The following is a 22,765-nucleotide window of genomic DNA, read 5'->3' on the forward strand; positions in this document are numbered from 1 at the left end:
GTGCCGGGCGGGTTCCTGTGGTACTGATGCAGCGATGACTTCCGCATCTCGTTCCCCCGGCGCCCGGCGGCCGACCATCCGCGAGGTCGCCGGCCTCGCGGGCCTGTCGCACCAGACGGTGTCGCGGCACCTGCGCGGTGACGACACCGTCAACGAGGCCGCCCGGGCGCGGATCGACGAGGCGATCGCGCGGCTCGGCTACCGCCCGAGCCTGCTCGCGCGCGCCATGCGCGACCGGCGCACCGGCCGCCTCGCCGTGGCCCTGCCGAGCGGGCTCGCGGTCAGCTCCCTGGCGATCCTCGACGGCGTGCGCCAGACCGCCGAGGCGGCGGGGTACACGGTCGAGGTCATCACCCTCAGCGGCGCGCCGGACGCGCGCCGCGCACGGGTCCTGGAGCTGTCCGACGCCGGGTTCTTCGAGGGCATCGTCTCGCTGATGCCGCTGCCCGGCCTGGCGGCGGAGGAGCCCCGGACGCCCCTGCTCGTCGTGCCGCGCTACGACGAGAACATGCGGAGCATCGGCGACCTGGCCGACGCGTCGATCCTGCACGAGATCATGGATCGCCTCGCCGCCGGCGGGCACCGCCGCTTCCTGCACCTGGCGGGGGACCACGCCCACACGAGCGCCCGCGAGCGGCGGCGGGTCTTCGAGGAGGCCGCGGTGCGGCTCGGGGCGGAGTCGTACGACGTCGTCGACTGCGACTGGGATCCCGGGCGCGCGCTGGAGGCGATCCGGGGCCTGCCCGCCGACGGCGCGACGGCGGTCGTCGCGGCCACGGACGTCCTGGCCGCCGCGGCGATCCGGGCCGCGACCGAGCGCGGCTGGCAGGTGCCGCGGGACCTCAGCGTCACGGGCTGGGACGACAACCCCGTCGCCGCGGTGATGCTGCCCAGCCTGACGTCGGTCAGCCACGACCACCACATGCTGGGGCGGCACGCCGCGGCGTCGCTCCTGGCCGTGCTGCGCGGCGAGGCGGCGCCGGGGGAGCCGGGGCCGATCGCGACCGTGCTGTGGCGGGAGTCCACGGGCGCCGCGCCGGTGCACGAGCGCCGGTAGCGTCCGGCGGGGTCGGCCGGCCCGGCGGCATCGGCACGGGACCGCCGCCGCGGCGCCGTCCGGCACGACAAAGGCCGCCGACCAGGTCAGGTGCCTGGGAGGCGGCCTCGGCCGAGGAGTCTCAGCCGCTCTTGCGGCGGAACATCTTCTGCGTCGGGCCCGTCGTCTCCGAGCCGTGCACCGAGCCCGTGTTCCGGTCCGATTCCGCCGAGCGGTGGCTCGCCTTGTTCTTGCGGTCCAGAGCCTCGCGGAACTTGGCCTTGGCGTCCTCACTGGGCTTCGTGCTGTCGTTCGTGTTCTTCGACGTCACGCCGACCACCTCCTCGTCTCTCGCTGCCCTGCCAGGGCAGTCAGACCAGACTCTCCCACGTCAGGCCATCTCGCCAGCTGTTTTCGGGCTGTGAGATTCCTGGGCGTCCGCGTCCTCGGCCTCCTTGCGCAGGTCCGTGATGGCCGCCTCGAAGTCCTCCAGCGAGGAGAAGTCCTGGTAGACGCTCGCGAACCGCAGGTAGGCGACGACGTCGAGCTCCCGCAGGGGGCCGAGGATCGCCTTGCCGATCTCCTGCGCCTCGATCTCGGCGCTGCCCGTGCTGCGCAGCGTCTCCTCGACGCGCTGGGCCAGCAGGGCCAGGTCGTCGTCGCTCACCGGCCGCGGGGCGCACGCCTTGCGGACGCCGATCGCGATCTTGTCGCGGACGAAGGGCTCCGTCGCCCCCGAGCGCTTGACCACGGTCAGGCTCGCCGTCTCGATGGTCGTGAATCGCTTGTGACACGACGGGCACTCCCGCCGGCGGCGGATCGACGAACCGTCGTCCGCGGTGCGCGAGTCCACCACGCGCGAGTCGGCGTGACGACAGAACGGGCAGTGCATGCGGTCTCCTGCGGGCTCGGCCGGCGACCGGGTACTCCCGGCCGGGACTTGACCGTATGCGGGCAAACCACACCCATGCAACACGACCGCAGCAATATGGTGGACCGGCCTTGCGACTTCACCCGCTACCGACGACCTTCCGACGTCGTCAGGCCTCATCCCTCGGGGAGGTAGACGGTCTGCCCGACCTGCAGCGAGGCGGTCGCCAGCCCGTTCAGATCCTGCAGCTCGCGGACGACGTCGCGGACGTCCTGACCCGGTTCCGCGACCGACGCCGCCAGGGCCCAGAGCGACTCGCCCGGGGCGACCGCGTGGGCCCGCAGCTCCTGCGGCGGCAACGGCGGGTTCGCGGCCGCCGTCGCGCCCCAGACGAGCGGCGCGGCGAGCGCGAAGGCCGCGAGGGCGACGACGACGCGGCCGCGGGTGGTCAGGCGCAGCCCGTCGAGGTCGAACCGGGCCGCGACGGAGGACCTGGCGGCAGCGGGCCGCCGGGGGGCGACCGGCCGCCGGGCCGTGGCCGGCCGCCCCGGCCGTGGGGGCGCCTGTTCCGGCGGCGGCACCACGTACAGGTGCCGCACCCGCCGGACCTCTGCCGTGGCCGTGGTGCCCATGACTGCCTCCCGGGGACGTTGACGTGTCGAACACTCGTGCGCTGACGTCGCGTGGGCGAACACCCGTACGACGAACACTCGTACCATTGTGTAGCACGCGACACCGCTCGTGTCGAGACACGCTCGAACATCCGTTTGAGATTCCCCGACACCCGATCTAGAGTGGGGATCATCAACCGATGGGGAGGGGTACAGCATGACGGGACGCATGTCGGGACGTGCCGGCACGACGGGCATGATGCCGGGCAGTCTGGGCAGTGTGGGCACCATCGCCCGGCACTCCGAGGAACCGATCGACCTGGGGGAGGTCGCCGATCGCCTGACCCCGCGCCAGCGCAAGGTGCTGGCCTGCATCCGTGAGTCCTTCGAGGCCCGCGGTTACCCTCCTTCGATGCGTGAGATCGGCGATGCCGTCGGCCTGGCGAGCCCTTCCAGCGTGAAGCACCAGTTGCAGGTCCTGGAGCGCAAGGGGTTCCTGCGCCGCGACCCGAACCGGCCGCGCGCGATGGAACTGGTGGACCCGGACACGGGCGAGCGCCAGAACCCGCCGTCGGGCGAGGCGCACTGGGGCTCGGCCACCGAGGAGAGCACGGCCGCGCCCGCCGCGTCCTACGTCCCCCTCGTGGGCCGGATCGCCGCCGGCGGGCCGATCCTGGCGGAGCAGGCGGTCGAGGACATCTTCGCCCTGCCGCGTCAGGTCGTCGGCGACGGTGACCTCTTCCTGCTGAAGGTCGCCGGTGACTCGATGGTCGACGCCGCGATCTGCGACGGCGACTGGGTCGTGGTGCGGCGCCAGAACGTGGCCGAGCAGGGCGAGATCGTCGCGGCGATGATCGACGGCGAGGCGACGGTCAAGACGTTCAAGCAGACGGACGGCCACGTCTGGCTGCTGCCGCAGAACGCCGCCTACGAGCCCATCCCGGGCGACGAGGCCCAGATCCTGGGCCGCATCGTGGCGGTCCTGCGCAGCCTCTGATCCCTGCCGGGCCCGCCCCGGTCGCCCGCCGGGGCCTGCACCGGGCTCGCCAGCCATGGCGGGCCCGGTTCCGTGCCCAGCTCCTCCCGTCACGGCGGGCCCTCATCTGTGTCCGTCCGCCCGGCCACGCCGGGCCTGGCTCCGTACGGAGCCAGGCGGGCCCGGTTCCGTGGAGAACATGGCCGGTCAGGCGGGCCATGGTCCGAGTCCGGCGAATCCCCGCCCGCGCGCGGACGGCTGGCGCCGCCGGGCTTGGTGGTGAACTTCCAGCCCTCCCCGTCCGCCCGCGCGCGGACGGAGGGTCAGGCCTGGTTCAGGCGCTGGAGCGCCGCGCGGACCAGCGTGGTGTCCGACGTCGGCCAGAAGCCGGGCATGGAGCGCATCAGGAACGAGCCGTAGCGGGCCGTGGCCAGGCGGGGATCGAGGACGGCGACGACGCCGCGGTCCTTCGTGCTCCGGATCAGGCGGCCCGCGCCCTGGGCGAGCAGCAGCGCGGCGTGCGTGGCGGAGACCGCCATGAAGCCGTTGCCACCCCTCTCCTCGATCGCCCGGGCGCGGGCGGCCTTGACCGGGTCGTCCGGCCGCGGGAACGGGACCCGGTCGATGATGACGAGCTGGCACGACGGGCCCGGCACGTCGACGCCCTGCCAGAGCGACAGGGTGCCGAACAGGGAGGTCGCCGGGTCCGCGGCGAACTCCCGGACCAGGGTCGGCAGCTGGTCGTCGCCCTGGACCAGGATCGGCAGGTCGAGACGTTCCCGCATCGCCTCGGCGGCCGCCTGCGCCGCCCGGCGGGACGAGAACAGACCCAGCGTCCGCCCGCCCGCGGCGGTGACCAGCTCGGCGATCTCGTCGAGCTGGGCGTCGGTGGTGGGCTCCCGGCCCGGCTTCGGCAGATGCCGGGCGATGTAGCAGATGCCCTGCTTCGCGTAGTCGAACGGGCTGCCGACGTCGAGGCCCTGCCAGACGGGCGTGTCGTCGGTCGCCGCGCCGCCCGCGGTTCGCGCGCCCGCGCCGTCGGCTCCCGCGCCGCGGGCCCCCGCGCCGTCCGGCGCACCACCGGCCGCACCTCCGGATCCCGCGCCCCCGGGCGCTCCACCCGAGCCGGCCGCCTTCCGGCCCAGCCCGAACGTGCTCGCGATCGGCTCGAACGTCCCGCCCAGGGCCAGCGTCGCCGACGTCAGCACGCCCGTCGCCTCCCCGAGCAGGTGCGTCCGGATCAGCCCGGCGACGTGCAGCGGCGCCGCATGCAGCCGGGAGACCGACTCGCCGAACCCGCCCCAGGCGGCGTCCGGCCGGTTCAGCCACAGCACGTCGGCCGTGGTGTCCTCGGCGGCCATCCGCTCCGCCACCTCGAAGAGCTGCAGCACGGCCCCCTGGGCGAGCTTGAGCCCCGGGTCGCCGTCGGACGCGGCCTGGGACCCGCCACCCTTCGATCCGCCCGCCTGCTTCTCGGGCTTGAGCTCGCTCAGCACGTCCCGCGCCGCGTCCCGCACGCCGGCGACGGCGTCGCGCAGCTCCCCCTGGAGCCCCTGCGGGAACCGGTCGCCCTGCGCGGTGACCAGCACGGTGCCGAGCACCGTCCCGGCATCCTCCAGCGCGGTCGTGTCGGCCCCGCCGTGCCGGCGCGCCAGGCGTGCGGCGTGGTCCACCGACGCCGCCGACAACTCCACGGTGGCGGACGCCGTCACCCGGTCCACGAGCTCGTGCGCCTCGTCGACGATCAGCACCTGGTGCTCCGGCAGCACCCCGGGGTTGCCGCCCGCGGCGATCCCGAGCATCGCGTGGTTCGTCACGACGACGTCGGCCTCGCGGGCGGCCGCACGCGCCTGGTCGGGAAAGCACTCGGCGAGCATCGGGCACTTGTTGCCGAGGCATTCCAGCCGCGTGACCGACACCTGCCGCCAGGCCTTGTCCGGCACGCCGGGCACCAGGTCGTCCCGGTCGCCCGTCGTCGTCTCCGAGGCCCAGTCGTTCAGGCGGCGGACGTGATCGGCCAGCGAGGCGGCGTCGTCCCTGCCGCGACCCGGGGACCTGCCCGCGCGCTTGGCCGGCGCCTCCGGCGCGGCGTGCTCCTGGCCGCCCGGCAGGTCGAAGAGCGTGGTGTCGTCGCCGGGGTAGCCGCCCGCGACCTTGTGCTTGCACAGGTAGTTGTGCCAGCCCTTGAGCAGCGCGAGCCGCGGGGTGCGGGCGAGCTTCGGCGCCACGGCGTCGGCGACGAGCGGCAGATCCCGCGTGATGACCTGCCGCTGCAGCGCCAGTGTGGCCGTCGACACGACGACCTTCTCCCCGGCCGACACGGCATGCCGCACCGCGGGCACCAGGTAGCCGAGCGACTTGCCCGTACCGGTTCCCGCCTGCACCAGCAGGTGCTCACCGCTCTCGATCGCGGCGGTCACCGCCCGCGCCATCTGGTGCTGCCCCTCGCGCCGCGCGCCACCGAGCTCCCCGACGGCGAGATCGAGCAGATCGTCGATGTCAGGCACATCGGTACTGGTAGCGGGCGCGTCGGTAGCGTTGGTCACGCCCTCGATCGTACGGCGACCCACTGACATGCGGCGCCCCGCCCTGTGGACACGGACGTCCTGCCGCCCGGGCGGCCGCCCTGGGGCCGCGGGCGCCGGGCCACGGCACGGACGAGCCCTGCCACCGCACGGACGAGCCCCGCCACGGCATCCGTGGCGGGGCTCGGGTCCGGGACGGTCGGGGCTACTTCGCCGCCGGTCCCGGCGGGAACTCGGGCCGCTCGAACTGGTCGTTGATGCGCAGGCGCACCGTCGTCTCCATCTCCATGAGGAACTTCGAGGAGCCGCGCTCGGTGACATCCGAGATGTCCGTGACCACGTACCCGAGGTCACCCTTCGTGGCGAGCATCTGGCCCTCGATGTTGGCGCCGTGGTCCGCGAAGATCTGGTTCACCCGCGCCAGCACGCCGGGCACGTTCCGGTGCAGCAGGGCGATGCGCCCGGCCACGCCGGTCTGCTCGAGCTGCAGGTTCGGCAGGTTCACCGACAGCATCGTCGAGCCGGTGGTGATGTAGTCGCGCAGTTTCTTCGACACGAACTGGCCGATGTTCTCCTGCGCCTCCTCCGTGGACCCGCCCACGTGCGGCGTGAGGATGACGTTCGGCAGGCCGCGCAGCGGCGAGTCGAACTGCTCGCCCGCCTTCTTCGGCTCGGTCGGGAAGACGTCGATCGCCGCGCCCGCGAGGTGCCCGGAGACGATGTTGTCGCGCAGCGCCTCGACGTCGACCACGAACCCGCGCGACAGGTTCAGGAAGATCGCGCCGGGCCTCATCGCGGCGAAGTGCTCCGCGCCGAACAGGCCGGCGTTGCCGGAGCGCCCGTCCACGTGCAGGGTCACGATGTCCGACGCCGCCAGGAGCTCCTCGAGCGTCTCGGCGCGGCGCGCGTTGCCGAGCGCGAGCCGCTCCTGCAGGTCGTAGAACACGACCGACATGCCGAGGTTCTCCGCCAGCACCGACAGCTGCGAGCCGATGTTGCCGTAGCCGATGATGCCGAGCGTGCGGCCGCGCACCTCGTGGGAGCCGGTGGCGGACTTCTCCCAGACGCCGGCGTGCAGCGACTTGTCGCGCTCCGTCATGCGGCGCGTCAGGGAGATGATCTCCGCGATGGCCAGCTCCACCACGCTGCGCGTGTTGGAGAACGGCGCGTTGAAGGCGACGACGCCGCGCTCGGCGGCCGCGGCCAGGTCGATCTGGTTCGTCCCGATGCTGAACGCGCCGACGGCGAGCAGGGAGTCGGAGGACGCCAGCACACGCCGCGTCACCTCGGTCTTGGACCGGATGCCGAGCACGTGGACGCCGTCGAGGGCGGCGATCAGCTCGTCCTCGTCGAGGGCTCCCTTGCGGGTCTCGACCTCGAAGCCGGCCGCCTCGAGGTTCTTGACGGCGCCGGGATGAATGTTCTCCAGCAGGAGGGCTCGATGCTGCACGGGCCCATCTTCCGCCGCTCCCGCACCCTGAGACAAATGAGTTCCGCGATGCGATATTCCGCGCCGCGGGCCGCCGCCCCGGACCCCCGCCCGGGACTACTCCTCGAACCCCGCCGGCAGCTCCCGTCCGTGGACGACGACGAGCCGCTGCGTGGGCCGCGTCATCGCCACGTAGAGGTCACTGAGCCCACCGGGGCCGAGCGCGATCTCGGCGGGTTCCACCAGCACGACCGCGTCGAACTCCAGTCCCTTGGTCTCGCGGGGGTCCAGCACCGTGACCTGACGGTCCTCCGGCTGCTGGGCGGCGATCCGCTCCGCCTCGTCCTCGCCCAGCGCGCTCCGCAGCGCGGCGGTGACGGCGCCGGCGAGCTCCCGGGTGCGGGGCGCCGCGGCGAGCACGGCCACCCGCCCGGCGTCGGCCTCGACGTACTCCTTGGCCAGCGCCGCGGCCTCGTGCGCGACCTCGGCCGGGAGCGCCCCGGCGCCGTCGTCGGCCCGTACCCGCACGAACGCCATCGCGCCGGTCACGTCCCGGGCGGCGGTCAGCTCGCTGACCGGCAGCCCGCCCGCCCGCGCGACCCGCTGCGCGGTGTCGGCCACCGTCGCGGGCGTGCGGTAGCTGACCGTCAGCTCCGCGAGCCGCCAGCTCTCGCGCAGCAGCGGCGTCAGCATCTCGCCCCAGTCCCGCGCGCCCGCCGCCGACGACGTCTGCGCGACGTCGCCCACGATCGTCATCGACCGCGTCGGCACCCGGCGCACCAGGGCGCGCCAGGCCATCGGGGAGAGCTCCTGCGCCTCGTCCACCACGACATGGCCGAACGTCCAGGCGCGGTCGGCCGCGGCCCGCTCCGCCGTCGTCAGCGACGGGCCCGACGTCGCGAACCGGTCGGCGAGCGTCTCCGCGTCCACCTGGATCATCGTGCTCGCCGTCGACCCCGAGGAGAGCACGCTGCGCGCGTGCTCCAGCGCCTCGGAGCGCTCCCGCGCCGCCATCGCGGCCTCCGCGCGGGCGAGCGAGTCGTCCTCCCCGAGCAGCTCGTACGCCTCGTCCAGCAGGGGCACGTCCGCCTCGGTCCACGCGCCGCCCGGCGCGCGCCGCAGCAGGTCGCGCTCCGCCAGGCTCAGTTCGGGCGCGGCCTCGGCGAGCCGGTGCGGCTTGGCGTACAGGTCCTCCAGGAGCTTCTGGGGCGTGATCGGGAACCACGCGAGGTTCAGCGCGACCCGCACGTCCCGGTCGGACCGCAGGTCCTCGATCAGCGCCGCCCGCTCCTCGGCCGCCAGCCGGGTGCCGTCGAAGCTCGTCGCCTGGTCCGCGATGCGGCCCAGCATGTCCTTGACGAACGTCGTGCGCGCCTCGTTGTGCGGCTTGTGCGACCGCCGCGCGCGCCCGATCGCGCCCTCGACGTCCCGGCGCCGGATCACGAAGTCCTGGCCGTCGATCCTCACCTGCGTGTCCGCGGCGGGCACGCGCTCGCGGGCGCGCACCGCCCGCCGGATGACGCGGCGCCACAGCGGCCGCCCCTTGACCCGTGCGACGTCGGGCGCGTCCAGGCCCGTCGCCTCGACGCCCGGGATCAGCTCGGCGATCGTGGTCGCGACCACGCCTGTCTCGCCGAGGGACGGCAGCACCTGGTCGATGTACCGCAGGAAGGACCGGTTCGGCCCCACGAGCAGCACGCCGGACCGCTCGAGCATCCGCCGGTGCGCGTACAGCAGGTAGGCGGCGCGGTGCAGCGCGACGGCGGTCTTGCCGGTACCCGGCCCGCCCTGCACCACCAGCGCGCCCGTCAGCTCCGACCGGATGATCCGGTCCTGCTCGGCCTGGATCGTGGCCACGATGTCGGTCATCCGGCCGGTACGGCCGGTCGCCATCGAGGCGAGCAGGGCTCCCTCGCCGGAAAGCGAGCTGGCCTCGATCCCCGAGTCGAGGTCCAGCACCTCGTCCTCCAGGCCGGTCACCGCGCGCGCCTTGGTCACCAGGTGGCGGCGTCGTCGGACATCCGCCGGATGCAGCGCCGTTGCGCGGTAGAACGCCTCGGCGGCGGGGGCGCGCCAGTCCGTGAGGATGCCGCGGTGCTCGGCGTCGTTCAGGCCGATGCGGCCGACGTAGCGCACCTCGCCGCCGGTCAGGTCCAGGCGGCCGAACACGAGGCGCTCCTCGACGGCGTCGAGCTGGGCCGCGCGGTCCTCGTAGAGCGTGGCGAACGCGTCGCGCTCGCTGCGGTTCTGGTGGGTGCCGACGGCGCCCTGCAGGCGCACGTCGCGCAGGCGGGCGCGCGTCGCCGCGCGCAGCTCGTCCAGGCGGGCATACAGGACGTCGACGACGGCCTGCTCGTGGTTCAGCTCGCTCCCGATACCTGTCACGCGTGACCTCCTGATCTGGGACGGTGATGACGGCGATCGTGCCGGTGCCTCGTGGCGCCCTTGGCCGGGTCCATGCGCGACCCGGGCCCGGCGGTGAAATACCGGCCGACCATTATCTCCCCGCGGTCAAGCACCGTGCGCCTGCGTGCCGGTGCGGGCCCGCCCGGGCCGCCCTCCTGCCGGGCCGCCGGGCACCTCCGCGCCCCGGCACCAACCACAGGCGACGCGCTGACACGGCGGTCCGGGATGCGTAGGATCGCCGCCATGGACCAGGCCGGTGTGTCACCGAACGACGGCGCGCACCTGCCCTTCGGCCCGGAGCGCGGCGAGGCGCTGCGGGTCCTGCTCGTGGAGGACGACGACGCCGACGCGCTCCTGGTCGCCGATCTGCTCGAGCTCGCGGGCGTCCGGGCGGAGCTGCGGCGCGCCCGCAGCGTCGCCGAGGCCCTCGGCCTGCTCGCCGGCGCGCCGGTCGACTGCCTCCTGCTCGACCTCGGCCTGCCCGACGCCGTCGGCCTGGGCGCCCTGGAACGGGTGCTGGCCCGCATGGAGGAGCTGCCGGCGCCGCCCGCCGTCGTCGTCCTGACCGGGGACACCGCCGTCGACGCCGGCACCAAGGCCATGGCGTCGGGCGCCGACGACTACCTCGTCAAGGGCGAGGTCGACGGCGACCGCCTCGCGCGGGCGCTGCGCTACGCCGCCCTGCGCCGGCGGTCCGCGGCGCAGCAGCTCGCGCTCTACCGCAGCGAGGTGCGCGCGGCGGAGACGATGCGCCTGGAACGGGCCCTGCTGCCCGAGGCCGTGGTGCGGGACGACCGGATCTCGTTGCGGGTCGGTTACCTGCCCGGCGGCAGCGGGCTGCTCGGCGGCGACTTCTTCGACGCGGTCGAGCGGCCGGACGGGACCCTGCTCATCGTCGTCGGCGACGTGGCGGGGCACGGGCCGGACGAGGCGGCGCTCGGCGCCGCGATGCGCACCGCCTGGCGCACGCTCGTGCTGTCCGGCACGGCGCCCGACGACATCCTGCCGCTCCTGGAACGCGTCCTGCTGCCCGAGCGGCACGGCCCGGAGATCTTCGTCACGCTCTGCCAGGTGGTGATCGCCGCCGACCGCGCTTCGATGGAGGTGTACCTCGCGGGGCACCTGCCGCCGCTGCTGGTGACCACGCCGGCCGGGGGTCTGGTGTGCACCGAGCTGACCGCCGCGGGCCGCGGCCGCGCGCTGGGCATCCCCGCGCCCGGCCACTGGAGCCCGCACCACGTGGACCTCACCGATCCGTGGACCGTCGTGCTGTACACGGACGGCCTGGTCGAGTCGAAGGTGACGGTCGACGACGACGGCGCCACGCGGCAGGCCGACGCGCACGGGCGGCTGCCGCGCCTGGGCACCGAGGGCCTGCGCGCGGTGGTGGAACGCGAGCTCGCCACCTCGGAGCACGACGTCGTCCCGCGCGTGCTGCGCCGCGTACGGAAGCTGCACGGCGGACCGCTCGCCGACGACGCCGCGCTCCTGCTGGCGGGGTGGACCGGCGCCGGCGCCGGCCCCGGGGAACGCACCTCCACGCTCGCCGATTCCACCGAGTGGGGCCGCGCATGACCTTCCTGCCGGAACCCTGGGAACGGCCGCTCGCCCAGGTGTCGATGCGCAGGCGGCTCGCGCGGTTGCAGGGCTCGGTGGCGGCGGCGATCGTCGTCGCGCTGACGGTCGCGCTGCTGGCCTGGGTCCAGGCGGCCCGGGCGACCAGCCTGGTGGACGGGGCCTATTTCGGCGCGCTGCGCGCGGGCGCCGACGCCCGGATCGCGCTGGTGGACGCCGAACCGGCGGTCCGGACGTACCTCGAGACGTGCCGGCCCGAGGTGCTCACGCCGTTCCACCGGGCCACGCGGACCCCGGAAGCCCTCGCGCTGCCCGCGGACGAGCGGATCCTCGGGGACCGGCCCGAGATCGCCCAGGCCCGCGCCCGGGCCCTGGCGGCGATCGAGAACTGGCTCGACGAGTACGCGCGCCCGGCGATCGCCGCCGCGGACGCCGCGCGCGACGAGGCGGGCGTGGACGGCGGCGGCGTCGAGGACGAGGGCGCCTGGTCCGAGTGCATCGCCGACGCGCAGCGGGCGGCGCCCCCGCTCGCCCGGGGGAACATCGCCGAGGTGCGGGCGGCCCTCGAGGAGTACCTCGGCCTGGTGTTCGAGGCGCGGTCGGAGACGGTCGCGGAGCGCAGGGGGTGGGACATGGTGCTCGTGGGCGCGATCGTCACCCTCGCGCTCGTCGTGGTGCTGCTGGGCAGCCTGATGTGGATCGCCCTGGAGCGGTGGGTGATCCGGCCGGTGGGCGCGCTGACGACGTCGGTGCGAGCGGTCGCGCAGGGGTCGATCGAGAGCCGGATCAAGCCGGTCGGCGCCGGGGAGATCACGTCCCTGGCGCTCAACGTCGAGGCGATGCGCGTCGAGCTGCTGCACCAGATGGAGGACATGCGCCTGGCCCAGCAGGAGGTCGAGAACACCCACGTGCTGCTGCGGGACCAGGCGCGCGAGCTGGAGCGCAGCAACCGGGACCTCGAGCACTTCGCCTACGTCGCCTCGCACGACCTGCAGGAGCCGCTGCGCAAGGTCGCGGGGTTCACCCAGATGCTGCAGCAGCGGTACGGCGACCAGCTCGACGACAAGGCGCACCAGTACATCGAGTTCGCCGTCGACGGCGCGAAACGCATGCAGGAGCTGATCAAGGACCTGCTGAGCTTCTCGCGGGTCGGTCGCTCGGGGGAGGAGCACGCGCCCGTCGACCTGGAGGCGGTCCTGAGCGACGTCGAGGCGGACCTGGCCACCACCATCTTCGAGACGGGCGCGACGATCACGCACGACCCGCTGCCCACGGTCCGCGGCGAGCCGCGCCTGCTGCACCAGGTGATGGCGAACCTGCTGTCGAACGCGCTGAAGTTCCGCGAGCCGGAACGCGAGACGCGGATCCACCTCGAGGTCCGGTCGATGCGCACCGCGTGGGAGATCTCGGTGGTGGACAACGGGATCGGCATCGAGCCGCAGTACGCCGACCGCGTCTTCGTGATCTTCCAGCGGCTGCACCCGCGCGGGCAGTACTCGGGCACGGGGATCGGCCTCGCGCTCGTCAAGCGGATCGTGGAGCACCACGGCGGGCACGTCTGGATCGAGCAGACCGAGGGCGGCGGGACCACCGTCCGCTTCACGCTGGCGCGCAGCGTGACCTCGGGCGGCGCGCGTCGTACGTCGACCGAACGGGCGCAGTCGACTACGCTCGGATGAGCCCGGCCGTGACCGGCGCGAACGCTAACGAAGACATGGCTGTCGAGGGGATTCTCAGGTGGAAGACCGCAGGACGATCGAGATCCTCCTGGTCGAGGACGACGCCGGTGACGTCCTCATGACGCAGGAGGCGTTCGCCGAGCACGACACGCCCGTCAACGTCTCCGTCGTCGGCGACGGCGTCGCGGCGCTGGAGTACCTCCGCGACCCGGCCATCCGCAACCCCGACCTGGTGCTGCTCGACCTGAACCTGCCCCGGATGGACGGCATGGAGGTCCTGGCGGTCGCCAAGAACGACCCGATGCTGCGCCACATCCCGGTCGTCGTGCTCACGACGTCGGACGCGCAGGAGGATGTCGTCGGCTCCTACTCGCTGCACGCGAACGCCTACGTGACCAAGCCCGTCGACTTCGACAAGTTCCAGGCGGTCGTCAAGCAGATCGACGAGTTCTTCGTCTCGACGGTACTGCGCCCGGGCCAGTAGGGTTCCGCACTGACCACGGCCGTTCTGCTGACAGCTGATCGGTGATCCCCGGCCGTGCCCGGGAAGTTTCCGGCCCCTGTCCGGCGTTGTCATAGGCGCGCAGGGGATCGTCGGACACGAGACGAGGACACAAACGTGCTGGACCCGCAGGGAATCTACGAGGTGGACGAGGCCGCGGTGGCCCGGACCCTGGGCGCGGCGTACGCGCTCGGGGAGCCCGGAGCACGGCCCTCCGGCCTGCTCGGCGAACGGCCGGGGCGGGAGATCGTCGTCGGCCAGGAGCGCGGCCCCGAGGCGCGCCGCGACGACGGCCCGGTCATGCTGCACTCGATGCGCGGGTTCGTCGACGCGGGCTCGGCGGGCGCGATCGCCGTCAGCCACCTGGTCGGCGAGCTGCGGACCGAGCGCCTGGTCACGTTCGACGTGGACCAGCTGCTCGACTACCGCAGCAAGCGCGCCACCATGACCTTCGACAACGACCGCTGGGTCGGCTACGACACGCCCGAGCTGGTCATCGACCACGTCACCGACGCCGAGGGCGCCGGGTTCCTGCTGCTGCACGGCGCGGAACCGGACCTGCAGTGGGAGCGCGTCGTGGCGGCCGTGGAGCAGCTCGTGCGGCGGTTCGGGGTGAGCCTCGTCGTCGGCGTGCACGGCATCCCGATCGGCGTGCCGCACACCCGGCCGATGTCGCTGACCGCGCACGCCACGCGCTCGGGGCTGATCGAGGACTACACCTCGTGGTTCGGATCGGTGAAGGTGCCCGGATCGCTGGCCTCCTTGCTGGAGTACCGGCTCGGCGAGGCGGGGCACGACGCGCTCGGCTTCGCCATGCACGTGCCGAACTACCTGGCCCAGTCCCAGTACCCGCCCGCCGCCGTGGTGGCCCTGCAGCACATCGAGCGCACGACGGGCCTCGCGCTGCGGGTCGGTGCCCTCGACGAGGCCGCGGTGGACGCGCGGATCGAGGTGGAGCAGCAGGTCAAGGAGTCGGGCGAGATCGCCGCGGTGGTCAAGGCGCTCGAGGAGCAGTACGACGCCTTCGCGCGGTCGGTCGGCCGGCCGAGCCTGCTGGCCGAGGCGGCCTCCATGCCGACGGCGGACGAGCTGGGCGCGGAGTTCGAGCGTTTCCTGGCGCAGCAGGACCCGCAGGACTCCTGAGATCCCGGGCGGGCGGCGGCTTGGATCCGCCCGTGTCCGGATCCAACCGACAGGGTGGAATATTCGTGATACGTGGCGCTGGGCAGTGGTCCATGCCACACTGGCCCTCGTTGCACCGCGGACTACCGAAGCCACGTCCATGTGTCGTGGGCCGGGCAGACGCATTGCGGCACGGCGTGGGCATACGGTCCGCGCTGCAGGCTACGGAAGGTCGAACGACGCATGGCGCAGGGTTCTGTGAAGTGGTTCAACGCGGAAAAGGGCTTCGGGTTCATCGCCCAGGACGGCGGCGGAGCCGACGTCTTCGTCCACTACTCCGCGATTCAGTCTCAGGGATACCGTTCGCTCGAGGAGAACCAGCGGGTCGAGTTCGAGATCACGCAGGGCCCGAAGGGCCCTCAGGCGGAGTCGGTCGTCCCGATCTGACAGCCCGGGACTCCTGACAAGGGCCGCGACCCGCACGGGTCGCGGCCCTGTCCGTTCCGGGGCCGGCCGGAGCCGCGGCCGCGGCGGGCCGCAGGGGGTGCCTCAGGGCTGAGGCGCGAACCCGGCCGGCGGCTCCGCGGTCCCGAGCGGCGCGGCCGTCCCCGCGAACCGCGTGGCGTCGTCGCCCGCGAGCAGCGTGGCGGGCACGGCGAGCGTCCGCAGCGCCCGCCCGAGCGCGGGGTCGCGCAGGTCGAGATCCCGCGCTTCATCGAGCCGTGACCCGGCGGGATCGCGTTCGGCGACGGCGCGTGCCGCCTCGTCGTCCGGCCTCCCGCGGACCGCGGCCAGGACGAGGTTGCCGTACCGGCGGCCCTTGAGGATCGCGGGCTCGGCGATCGCCGCGAGGCGGCCCGACGCCGCCGCCCCGGGGCCGAAGACCTGCGCCAGGCTGGCGAGTTCCCGGCGGGCCAGCGTGAGCGGCGGGCGGTCGGCGCAGTTCAGCAGCAGGACGCCGCCGGGGCGCAGGGCCCGCAGGGCGGCCGCGGCGAATCCGGTCCCGGCCAGGTGCGCGGGCGTGACCTCCCCGGCGAACACGTCCCGGACGACGACGTCCCAGGACTCCGGGTGGGTCCCGGCCAGGGCGCGCCCGGCGTCGTCCGCCCGCAGGCGCAGGCGGGGCGCGCGCGGGAGCGCGAACCACTCCCGGACGAGTTCCAGCAGGCGGGCGTCGAGGTCGACGCCGAGCTGGCGGGATCCCGGGCGCTCGTGCTCGACGTGACGCGCGAGGGCGCTGCCCGCGGCGCCGAGGTGCAGCACGCGCAGCGGGCCCGGGGGCAGGAGCGCCAGGACCGCCGCCATCTGCTGCATGTACTCGAAGTCGAGGAAGCCGGGGTCGGCGAGGTCGAGGCCCGAGCTGGGGACGCCGTTGACGTGCAGGGTCACGCGCTCGGGATGGTCCGGGTCGCGGACGACCTCGGCGGTCCCGGTGCTGATCGCGACGGGGCCGTCCGGCAGCGTCGCGTTCTTCGCGCCCTCTCCTCGCGCCCGGCTCCGGGCGGGGGCCGGGGCACCTCGGCCATCGCCCGCCGCCGCGCCCGTCGTCGATGTCAGTGACCCCGTGTTCAATGGATCGCGTCGGGCGTTGCGGGACGTGCGTCGGGCCATGAGGACAAGTGTCTCGCGGCTCCCGGCGCGGATTGACAGTGTCGAACAAATGTTCGACACTGACGGAGAGGGAACCGGATCCGGAGGGCACCATGGGGATGACGCAGGGCAGCGGGTCGGATGTCGTCGCCGCGAGCATGTACGTACCGCGCGTGGTGCCCCCGGGGGTCCGGGCGCTGCTGCGCCGGGCGGACGCCGAGCTGGCGCAGGCGCACGCGGCCTCCGACCCGGACGACAGGTTCCGGCACGCGCACCTCGCCGCGATCCGCTCGGCGGCCGCGGTGCTGGCCCTGCGCGGGCGCCCTCCCGCACGCTCGGGGGCACGGACGGTCTGGGAGATGCTGTCGCGGGTCGAGCCCGCGCTCGCGCCCTGGTCCGGGTACTTCGCGGCCGGTGCGCCCCTGCGGGCCGCGGTGGACGCCGGACGGGCGGGGGAGGTGCCGCGCTCGCGCGCGGACGAGCTGATCGCCTGCGCCGAGGACTTCCGCGACGAGGTGGCGATGCTCGCCGATCCGGACGCCGCGTTCGCGCACCGGCCGCACCTGCGGCTCGTCCCGGAGGCGTCCTGATGGGCGGGGGCGGCGTGGCGGGGAGTTCCCGGTGACGGGGAGCGCCAGGCCGTGAGCCGGGCACCGAGATCCGCGGGCGCGCGGCGGGACTGGGGCTCGGACGAGTCCGGCTGCGCCGTGATGCACGTGGACATGGACGCGTTCTTCGCGTCGTGCGAGATCGCGCGGCGTCCCGCGCTGCGGGGCCTGCCGGTGATCGTCGGCGGGCAGGATCGTGGCGTCGTGACGGCCGCCACGTACGAGGCCCGCGCGTACGGGGTGAAGTCGGCGATGTCGATGCGGCAGGCCCGGCTGCTGTGCCCGCAGGCGGTCGTCATCACGCCCGACCACGCGCTGTACTCGGAAGTCTCACGTGGCGTGATGGGGGTCCTCGGGGAGGTCACGCCCCTGGTGGAGCAGGTGAGCGTGGACGAGGCCTTCCTCGACGTCGCCGGCGCGCGGCGGCGGCTGGGCGAGCCCACCCGCATCGGCGCGATGATCCGCGAGCGGATCCACCGGGAGTTCGGGGTGACGGCGTCGGTGGGGGTGGCGCGGAACAAGTTCGTGGCCAAGCTCGCCTCGACGCACGCCAAGCCCGACGGGCTGATGCTGGTCCCGGACGCCGCCACGGTCGCGTTCCTGCACTCGCTGCCGGTCGGGGCCCTGTGGGGCGTGGGGGAGAAGACGGAGAATGCGCTGGCGTCCTGGGGGATCACCACGGTCGCGGAGCTCGCGCGCACGGACCTGCCGAGCCTGCAGTCGGCGGTCGGCCGGGTGAGCGGCGCGCACCTGCACGATCTGGCCTGGGGGCGCGATCCGCGCCCGGTGACCCCCGGGCGCGAGGAGCACAGCGTCGGCGCGGAGACGACCTTCGGCGCGGACGTGCACGACGAGGTGGTGGTGGCCAAGCGGGTCCTGGAGCTGGCCGACAAGGTCGCGGCCCGGATGCGGCGGCAGGGAGTGGTGGCGCGTACCGTGTCGGTGAAGGTGCGCACGAGTGATTTCGTGACGATCACCCGCTCCCGTACCCTGGACACGCCCACGGACGTGGCCCGGACCATCTATCTTGTAGCTCGTGAACTCGTCTCCTCCGTGGACCGGCGGGGCCTTCCGGTCCGGCTGGTCGGGGTCCGGGGCGAGCGGGTTCTGCGACGTGAGGGGCTTGCCGCCCAGCCGACCCTGGAGGAAGCGGCCGATCCACGTTCGGGGGCACAGCGGGATGCCGAGGTCGCGCTCGACGCCGTGCGGCAGAAGTTCGGCCGGACGGCGATCGACCTGGGTGCATGAGTCATCCGGACATCGGCGGTTACCGCTTCGTCCGTGATGTCGACTACCGTACAGGCCCCGACCGGCTTATCCTGAGGGTGTCACCGTAACTTTGCGGATCTGGGGGTCTCGATGCCGCTTTCCGAGTACGAGCAGCGAGTGCTGGAGCAGATGGAGCGCGCCCTCACCTCCGACGACCCGCGTCTCGCCAACACCTTGCAGTCCACCGGGCGCCGCTCGGTCCTGCGATATGTCCTGGCCGGCGTCGGTGTCGTCGTCGGGCTGCTGCTGCTGGTGATCGGGGTCGCGTCGCCGAACACCCTGGTCGGGGTGATCGGGTTCGTCCTGATGTTCGCGGGCGTGGTGTTCGCGGTCGCGGCGCCGAGGCGCAAGTCCGGCCCGGCCGGCGTCGTCGACGGCGACGGGAACGTGAACGCACCGAAGGGCGGCGCGCGCAAGCGCAGGTCGTCCGGTCCCGGGGGCTGGTCGGGTTTCCTGACCCGCCTCGAGGAACGCTGGGACCGCCGCCGCGACGAGGGCCGTTGAGGGGCGAGAGCCGGTAACCGAACCGGGGAACTGCTGACGAGGGCCGCCCGGGACATCGGGCGGCCTTCGCCGTCGGCTGCGTGACCGCCGCCTGCGGGACGAGTGCGGCAGGCGGTACGGCGGGGAGACGGCGACACCTGGTGCGCCGGCCCGCCGCGCCCGCTGATCGAGCGGCGCCCGTGCGGCTCGTGGTTCAGCGCCCGGCTTCGTCGCCTGTCTTCAGCGCCCGGCTTCAGAACTCACCGCTTGAGCGACTGGATGATCCTCGCGGCCTGCGCGGCGGGGGTCTCGTCCGGTTCTCCCAGGGCGGCCGTCAGTCCCGCGGCGACGGCGTCCGTGAGCTCTTCCAGCTCGGCCGGGCCCGGGGACACGTAGTCGAGGGCGTACCGCTCGTTCTCCGCCGCCCTCGCGAGCGTGACGAGCGCGTCCGCCGCCTCGTCGGGCAGCCGGTTCCCGGACCGCCGCTCGACCTGCCCGGCGATCTCCTCCGGGGCGCGCCGCAGCGTCGTCGACGGACCGAGGCCGACACCGCGTGCGCCGCACAGGGCCACCACCCGGTCCCAGGCCCGCTCCGGGTCGAGCACGACGGCGTCGGCCTTCCGCCGGAGGAGCAGCCACGCGGCGGCCCCGGCCGCGGCCAGCACGATCGTCCCCGCCCACACCCACCACGGCAGGGGCCCGCCGCGCGCACCGCCGCCCCGTCCGCCCGCCGCGGGCTCCGGGGTGGGCTCGGCGTCCTCGGTGGGCTCCTGCTCGGGTTCCTGCTGGGGGTTCCGCGTCGGGCGCGGATCCTCGGGCGCGCGGCTCGGCGCACCGCCGGACTGCTCGGCGATGTCGGCGTAGTCCGGCAGCGCGCCGGTCTGCACCTGCGGCGTCGGCTCGAACCGCACCCAGCCGAACCCGTCGAACCACACCTCGGGCCACGAGTGCGAGTCCTCGCCGGTGACGCTCCAGACGCCGTCGTCGTTCTCGTCGTTGCCCGGCAGGTAGCCGACGCCGATCCGGGTGGGGATGCCGAGCGAGCGCGCCATCACGAAGAACGCGGTGGAGAACTGCACGCAGTACCCCTGCTTGTCCGTGAGGAAGTCCCAGGTGGCGTCGTCGGTGCGGGCGGGGGCGGTGTCGGCGGTGTAGGTGAACCCGCCCGCGTGGTGCAGCCAGTTCTGCAGCGCGACCGCCTGGTCGTACCGCGTGCCGGCGCCCTCGGTGATCTCGGCCGCCAGCGCGGCCGTGTCGGCCAGGTGCTCGGTCTCCACCAGGGCCGTGTGGTCGCCGTTCGCGGGGAGGCGGTCGGGCGCGGCCCGCAGCGCGGCGGCGGTCAGGCGCCGGTGCAGGATCTCGACCTCGTACCGCGTGCCCTCGGCGAGCCGGTCGTCGCTGCGGACCTCGTCCAGCACGGGGTCCCAGCGCCACGCGCCCCGGCTCACCTCCGGCAGGCCGATCCGCCGCGGCCCGACGGGGATCGGCAGCAGGCCGTCCCGCTCGGAGACGATCGTCACGGCCAGCCGGGTGGAGCCGCCGGCGGTCTCCTCCGGGCCCGACATGAGCGCGTCGGCCGGGCCGAACTCGACCAGCGGCCCGTCGCCCGGGTCCCAGCTCACGCGGCGCCCGTCCCAGGCCGTGAACGTGCGCTCCCGGAGCGGACCGCGCTGCTCCTCGCCGGAGATCTCGTAGCGGAGCACCTCCGCCGTGGAGCGCCGGCCGAGCCCGGCGCGCATGTCGAACTCGTCCGACAGCTCGAGCGACTGTCCCTGCGTGCGCAGCAGCTGCGAGAAGTTCCCGCTCACGCCCGGCACGGCGGCGATGCCGATGCCGGTGCCGAGCGCGAGGGCGGCGACGGCGACGGACGACACCGCCGTGATCCAGGCCCGCGACCGCCGGGCCCGGGCGATCGCCGGGCCCTCGCCGCCGTTCCGGGCGAAGACGGCACCGGACTGGTCGAGGGTGAGCAGGAGCAGGGCCGCGGTCACCGCCACCACGAACGTCCCGGCGGGCACGCGCCCCATGATCGACAGCGCCGGCGTCCACAGCACCAGCAGGGGGAGCCCCGCGAGGGCTGGCATCCGCGCGCCGGCGAGCGAGTCCGCGACGAGGAACATCAGGAGCGTGCCGCTCACCGCGACGAGCCCCATCGGCAGGCTGTCCGCGACCGGCGCCCGCTCGGTGACCATGATCTCGGTGGCCTCCGAGAACCGTGCGACCACCGCCCGCCACTCGTCGGGCCCGGTGAAGAAGACCGGGCCGCCGCCGTCCGGGCCGCCGTACCGCGCGAGCACGTACCAGGTGGCGACCGCCAGCCCGGCGAGCGTCGCCAGGAACGACACGGTGCCCGCGGCCCGGTCGGCCGCCTGGTCCCGGTTCCGTCCCGCCGTCGCGCCGTCGCCCCCGCCGCGGTTCATCGCACGGGCGAGCAGCAGGTACCGCACCAGCCCGGTGACCAGCGCGACGAACAGCACGCCGACGAAACCGGCCCGGGTCCACGCCCCCGCCTCGACGACCTCCGTGAGCGCGAACATCGACGCGAGCGTCGCGACGGCGACCAGCGCCGTGCTCGCCACGGTCCGCGTCAGCGCCCCGTGCTGTGCGGGAATCACGCGGCCTCCACTGTGCTCGTGCGGGACACCCGCACCTCGTCGGCCGTCGCGATCGGGGCTCCGCCATGGTCGATCACGAGGCCTCCACTGTGCTCGTGCGGGAAAACCCGCACCCGGTCGGCCGTCGTGATCGCGGCTTCGCCATTTTCGATCACGCGGCCTCCTCGGTCAGCAGCGCCCACGCGCGTTCGATCTCCGTGCGCGCCGCGCAGCGGGCCACGCGCCAGCCGGCGGCCGTCAGCTCGGCGACCGTGTCCTCGGCGTCGTGCCCCGGGCCCTTGCCGTGCGGGGTCACGACGAGCGCCCAGCAGGAGCCGTCGGCACCGAGCGCCGCCAGCTCGCGGCGGGTGTCCGGGCCCTGCGGCCCGATCACCGCGACCAGCAGCTCGCTGGGCCTCCGGGCCAGGCGCAGCGCCCGCGCCGTGGCGCCCGCGGCCTGCTCGGCCTCGCCCGCGCCGCGATGTCCGTGCAGGTCGACGCAGGCGTCCAGCAGCAGGTGCCGGGAGGCGCGGGTGGGCACGAACCGTTCGCCCTCCACGGCGGGCGCGGTGCTCGTGGCCAGGATGCGCGCGGGATGCCCGGCGTCGAGGAACGACGTCGCGAGCGATGCGGTCAGGTCGACGGCCCACTCGCCGTCGGCCACGGCCGCCGGCCTGCTGAACGCGGTGCCGTTGTCCTGCTGGTGCGGCAGCAGCCCGCGGTCGAGGAGCACGCTGACCGGCCGGACGCCGGCGCTCTCGTCCGCGCGGACCAGGAGCTGGCCGCGGCGCGCCGCGCTCGCCCAGTGCACGCGGCGCGGGTCGTCGCCCGGGACGTACTCGCGCAGCACGGCGTCGTCGGACGACTGCAGCCGCCCGCCCGCGGACGCGCGGTCGACGTCGCCGAGCGTCCGCGTGCGCACCACCAGCTCGGTGGTGCGCGGCCAGACCGGGACCGCCGTCGTCCCGCCGAGCGGCTGCGTCGCCCGGACCAGGCCGAACACGTCGGTCCGTGACGTCAGCAGCGGCCCGAGCGGCCAGCGGCCGCGCCGGGAGGGCGTCAGCGCGTAGACGACGTCGATGCGCTCGGGGCGGGCGTGCACGCGGGCCCGGATGCCCTCGTGACCCGCGAGCTCGTGGGCGGCCTGCTCGGACAGCCGCAGGCGTGAGAGGCGCTCGTACGCGGCGCCCGTGGGCGCGGCGGCCGACACGGAGAGGCGCACCTCGGTGCGCGCGTCGCGGACCACGGGGCTCGGCGTCGCGCGGCGCCGCACGACCAGCGCCCCCCGCCCCTCCTCGAGCCGCTGCAGGCCCGTGACCAGCCAGGCGAGCGCGACGGCGAGCAGCGCGGCGGCACCCACGCCGACCAGGTCCGGCAGCGCCAGCGCCAGCCCGACCAGCGCGAGCGCGGTCCCGACGAGGCAGGCGCCGACGCCGCGGCTGGTCGGCCGGACCCGGCCGAGACGCCGCAGTGCGGTGACGAGCCGCAT

Annotated in this window: 20 protein-coding genes; 10 read left to right on the plus strand and 10 right to left on the minus strand. The window is 74.3% G+C overall.

From position 1 onward, the window contains the following. Window positions 1–34: 34 nt before the first annotated feature. The gene (locus ABD208_RS17780; protein WP_344105530.1) at window positions 35–1,057 is read left to right on the plus strand and encodes a LacI family DNA-binding transcriptional regulator; all 1,023 of its coding nucleotides are present in this window, start codon (window positions 35–37) and stop codon (window positions 1,055–1,057) included. A 121-nt stretch (window positions 1,058–1,178) separates the two neighbouring features. On the opposite strand, the gene ABD208_RS17785 is transcribed toward ABD208_RS17780, so the two are convergent. From ABD208_RS17785 to ABD208_RS17795, 3 genes are all read right to left on the minus strand, one after another. Further along, complete coding sequence (locus ABD208_RS17785) at window positions 1,179–1,367, minus strand: DUF5302 domain-containing protein (RefSeq protein WP_344105532.1); 189 nt, start codon at window positions 1,365–1,367, stop codon at window positions 1,179–1,181. A gap of 60 nt (window positions 1,368–1,427) precedes the next feature. After that, window positions 1,428–1,928: a transcriptional regulator NrdR gene (nrdR, locus tag ABD208_RS17790; protein WP_344105535.1), complete on the minus strand. Its 501-nt coding sequence runs from the start codon at window positions 1,926–1,928 to the stop codon at window positions 1,428–1,430. A 155-nt stretch (window positions 1,929–2,083) separates the two neighbouring features. Beyond that, window positions 2,084–2,539, minus strand: coding sequence for a LysM peptidoglycan-binding domain-containing protein (locus tag ABD208_RS17795; protein ID WP_344105538.1), 456 nt, complete (start codon window positions 2,537–2,539; stop codon window positions 2,084–2,086). Between the two features lie 196 nt (window positions 2,540–2,735). Here ABD208_RS17795 and lexA point away from each other — a divergent pair, with 196 nt between their 5' ends. Further along, window positions 2,736–3,515 carry a transcriptional repressor LexA gene (gene lexA, locus ABD208_RS17800; protein ID WP_344105541.1) on the plus strand — a complete coding sequence of 260 codons (780 nt, stop codon included), beginning with the start codon at window positions 2,736–2,738 and terminating at the stop codon, window positions 3,513–3,515. 302 nt (window positions 3,516–3,817) lie between these two features. Here lexA and ABD208_RS17805 read toward each other — a convergent pair whose 3' ends face one another. The 3 genes from ABD208_RS17805 to ABD208_RS17815 all read right to left on the minus strand — a co-directional run bounded on the left by ABD208_RS17805 (window position 3,818) and on the right by ABD208_RS17815 (window position 9,833). Beyond that, entirely contained in the window at window positions 3,818–6,070 is a 2,253-nt protein-coding gene (locus ABD208_RS17805) for an ATP-dependent DNA helicase (protein ID WP_425561127.1), read from the minus strand. Between the two features lie 154 nt (window positions 6,071–6,224). After that, window positions 6,225–7,469, minus strand: a complete 1,245-nt coding sequence (gene serA, locus ABD208_RS17810) for a phosphoglycerate dehydrogenase (protein ID WP_344105545.1) — start codon at window positions 7,467–7,469, stop codon at window positions 6,225–6,227. A 96-nt stretch (window positions 7,470–7,565) separates the two neighbouring features. Beyond that, window positions 7,566–9,833 carry a HelD family protein gene (locus tag ABD208_RS17815; protein ID WP_344105547.1) on the minus strand — a complete coding sequence of 756 codons (2,268 nt, stop codon included), beginning with the start codon at window positions 9,831–9,833 and terminating at the stop codon, window positions 7,566–7,568. Window positions 9,834–10,097: 264 nt separating this feature from the next. On the opposite strand from ABD208_RS17815, the gene ABD208_RS17820 reads away from it, so the two are divergent. From ABD208_RS17820 to ABD208_RS17840, 5 genes are all read left to right on the plus strand, one after another. Then, window positions 10,098–11,429: a PP2C family protein-serine/threonine phosphatase gene (locus ABD208_RS17820; RefSeq protein ID WP_344105549.1), complete on the plus strand. Its 1,332-nt coding sequence runs from the start codon at window positions 10,098–10,100 to the stop codon at window positions 11,427–11,429. Beyond that, a complete protein-coding gene (locus tag ABD208_RS17825; protein ID WP_344105551.1) occupies window positions 11,426–13,108 on the plus strand; it encodes a sensor histidine kinase in 1,683 nt (560 codons plus the stop codon). Before ABD208_RS17820 ends, ABD208_RS17825 begins: the two co-directional genes overlap by 4 nt. Window positions 13,109–13,166: 58 nt before the next feature. Continuing rightward, entirely contained in the window at window positions 13,167–13,592 is a 426-nt protein-coding gene (locus ABD208_RS17830; protein WP_344105553.1) for a response regulator, read from the plus strand. A 135-nt stretch (window positions 13,593–13,727) separates the two neighbouring features. Then, on the plus strand, window positions 13,728–14,753 hold the full coding sequence (locus ABD208_RS17835) for a proteasome assembly chaperone family protein (protein WP_344105555.1): 1,026 nt from the start codon (window positions 13,728–13,730) through the stop codon (window positions 14,751–14,753). A gap of 222 nt (window positions 14,754–14,975) precedes the next feature. After that, a complete protein-coding gene (locus tag ABD208_RS17840) occupies window positions 14,976–15,179 on the plus strand; it encodes a cold-shock protein (protein ID WP_344105557.1) in 204 nt (67 codons plus the stop codon). 102 nt (window positions 15,180–15,281) lie between these two features. Here ABD208_RS17840 and ABD208_RS17845 read toward each other — a convergent pair whose 3' ends face one another. Beyond that, a complete protein-coding gene (locus ABD208_RS17845; protein WP_344105559.1) occupies window positions 15,282–16,343 on the minus strand; it encodes a spermidine synthase in 1,062 nt (353 codons plus the stop codon). Between the two features lie 92 nt (window positions 16,344–16,435). Here ABD208_RS17845 and ABD208_RS17850 point away from each other — a divergent pair, with 92 nt between their 5' ends. The 3 genes from ABD208_RS17850 to ABD208_RS17860 all read left to right on the plus strand — a co-directional run bounded on the left by ABD208_RS17850 (window position 16,436) and on the right by ABD208_RS17860 (window position 18,703). Next, on the plus strand, window positions 16,436–16,912 hold the full coding sequence (locus tag ABD208_RS17850) for an SAV_6107 family HEPN domain-containing protein (protein ID WP_344105561.1): 477 nt from the start codon (window positions 16,436–16,438) through the stop codon (window positions 16,910–16,912). Window positions 16,913–16,963: 51 nt separating this feature from the next. Continuing rightward, entirely contained in the window at window positions 16,964–18,178 is a 1,215-nt protein-coding gene (gene dinB, locus ABD208_RS17855; protein WP_344105563.1) for a DNA polymerase IV, read from the plus strand. Between the two features lie 111 nt (window positions 18,179–18,289). Beyond that, window positions 18,290–18,703 carry a DUF3040 domain-containing protein gene (locus ABD208_RS17860; protein WP_344105565.1) on the plus strand — a complete coding sequence of 138 codons (414 nt, stop codon included), beginning with the start codon at window positions 18,290–18,292 and terminating at the stop codon, window positions 18,701–18,703. Window positions 18,704–18,942: 239 nt separating this feature from the next. Here the strand turns inward: ABD208_RS17860 and ABD208_RS17865 are convergent, their stop codons facing one another. The 3 genes from ABD208_RS17865 to ABD208_RS17875 are packed head-to-tail and all read right to left on the minus strand — an operon-like array spanning window position 18,943 to window position 22,765. Further along, window positions 18,943–21,297 (minus strand): transglutaminaseTgpA domain-containing protein, encoded by a 2,355-nt coding sequence (locus ABD208_RS17865; RefSeq protein WP_344105567.1) that lies wholly within the window; start codon window positions 21,295–21,297, stop codon window positions 18,943–18,945. After that, window positions 21,294–21,452 (minus strand): hypothetical protein, encoded by a 159-nt coding sequence (locus ABD208_RS17870; RefSeq protein WP_344105570.1) that lies wholly within the window; start codon window positions 21,450–21,452, stop codon window positions 21,294–21,296. The genes ABD208_RS17865 and ABD208_RS17870 overlap by 4 nt, the downstream gene beginning before the upstream one ends. Then, window positions 21,449–22,765 carry a DUF58 domain-containing protein gene (locus ABD208_RS17875; RefSeq protein WP_344105571.1) on the minus strand — a complete coding sequence of 439 codons (1,317 nt, stop codon included), beginning with the start codon at window positions 22,763–22,765 and terminating at the stop codon, window positions 21,449–21,451. Before ABD208_RS17875 ends, ABD208_RS17870 begins: the two co-directional genes overlap by 4 nt.

It is taken from the genome of Myceligenerans crystallogenes (genome assembly GCF_039529775.1).
GTDB classification, from domain to species: Bacteria; Actinomycetota; Actinomycetes; order Actinomycetales; family Cellulomonadaceae; genus Myceligenerans; species Myceligenerans crystallogenes.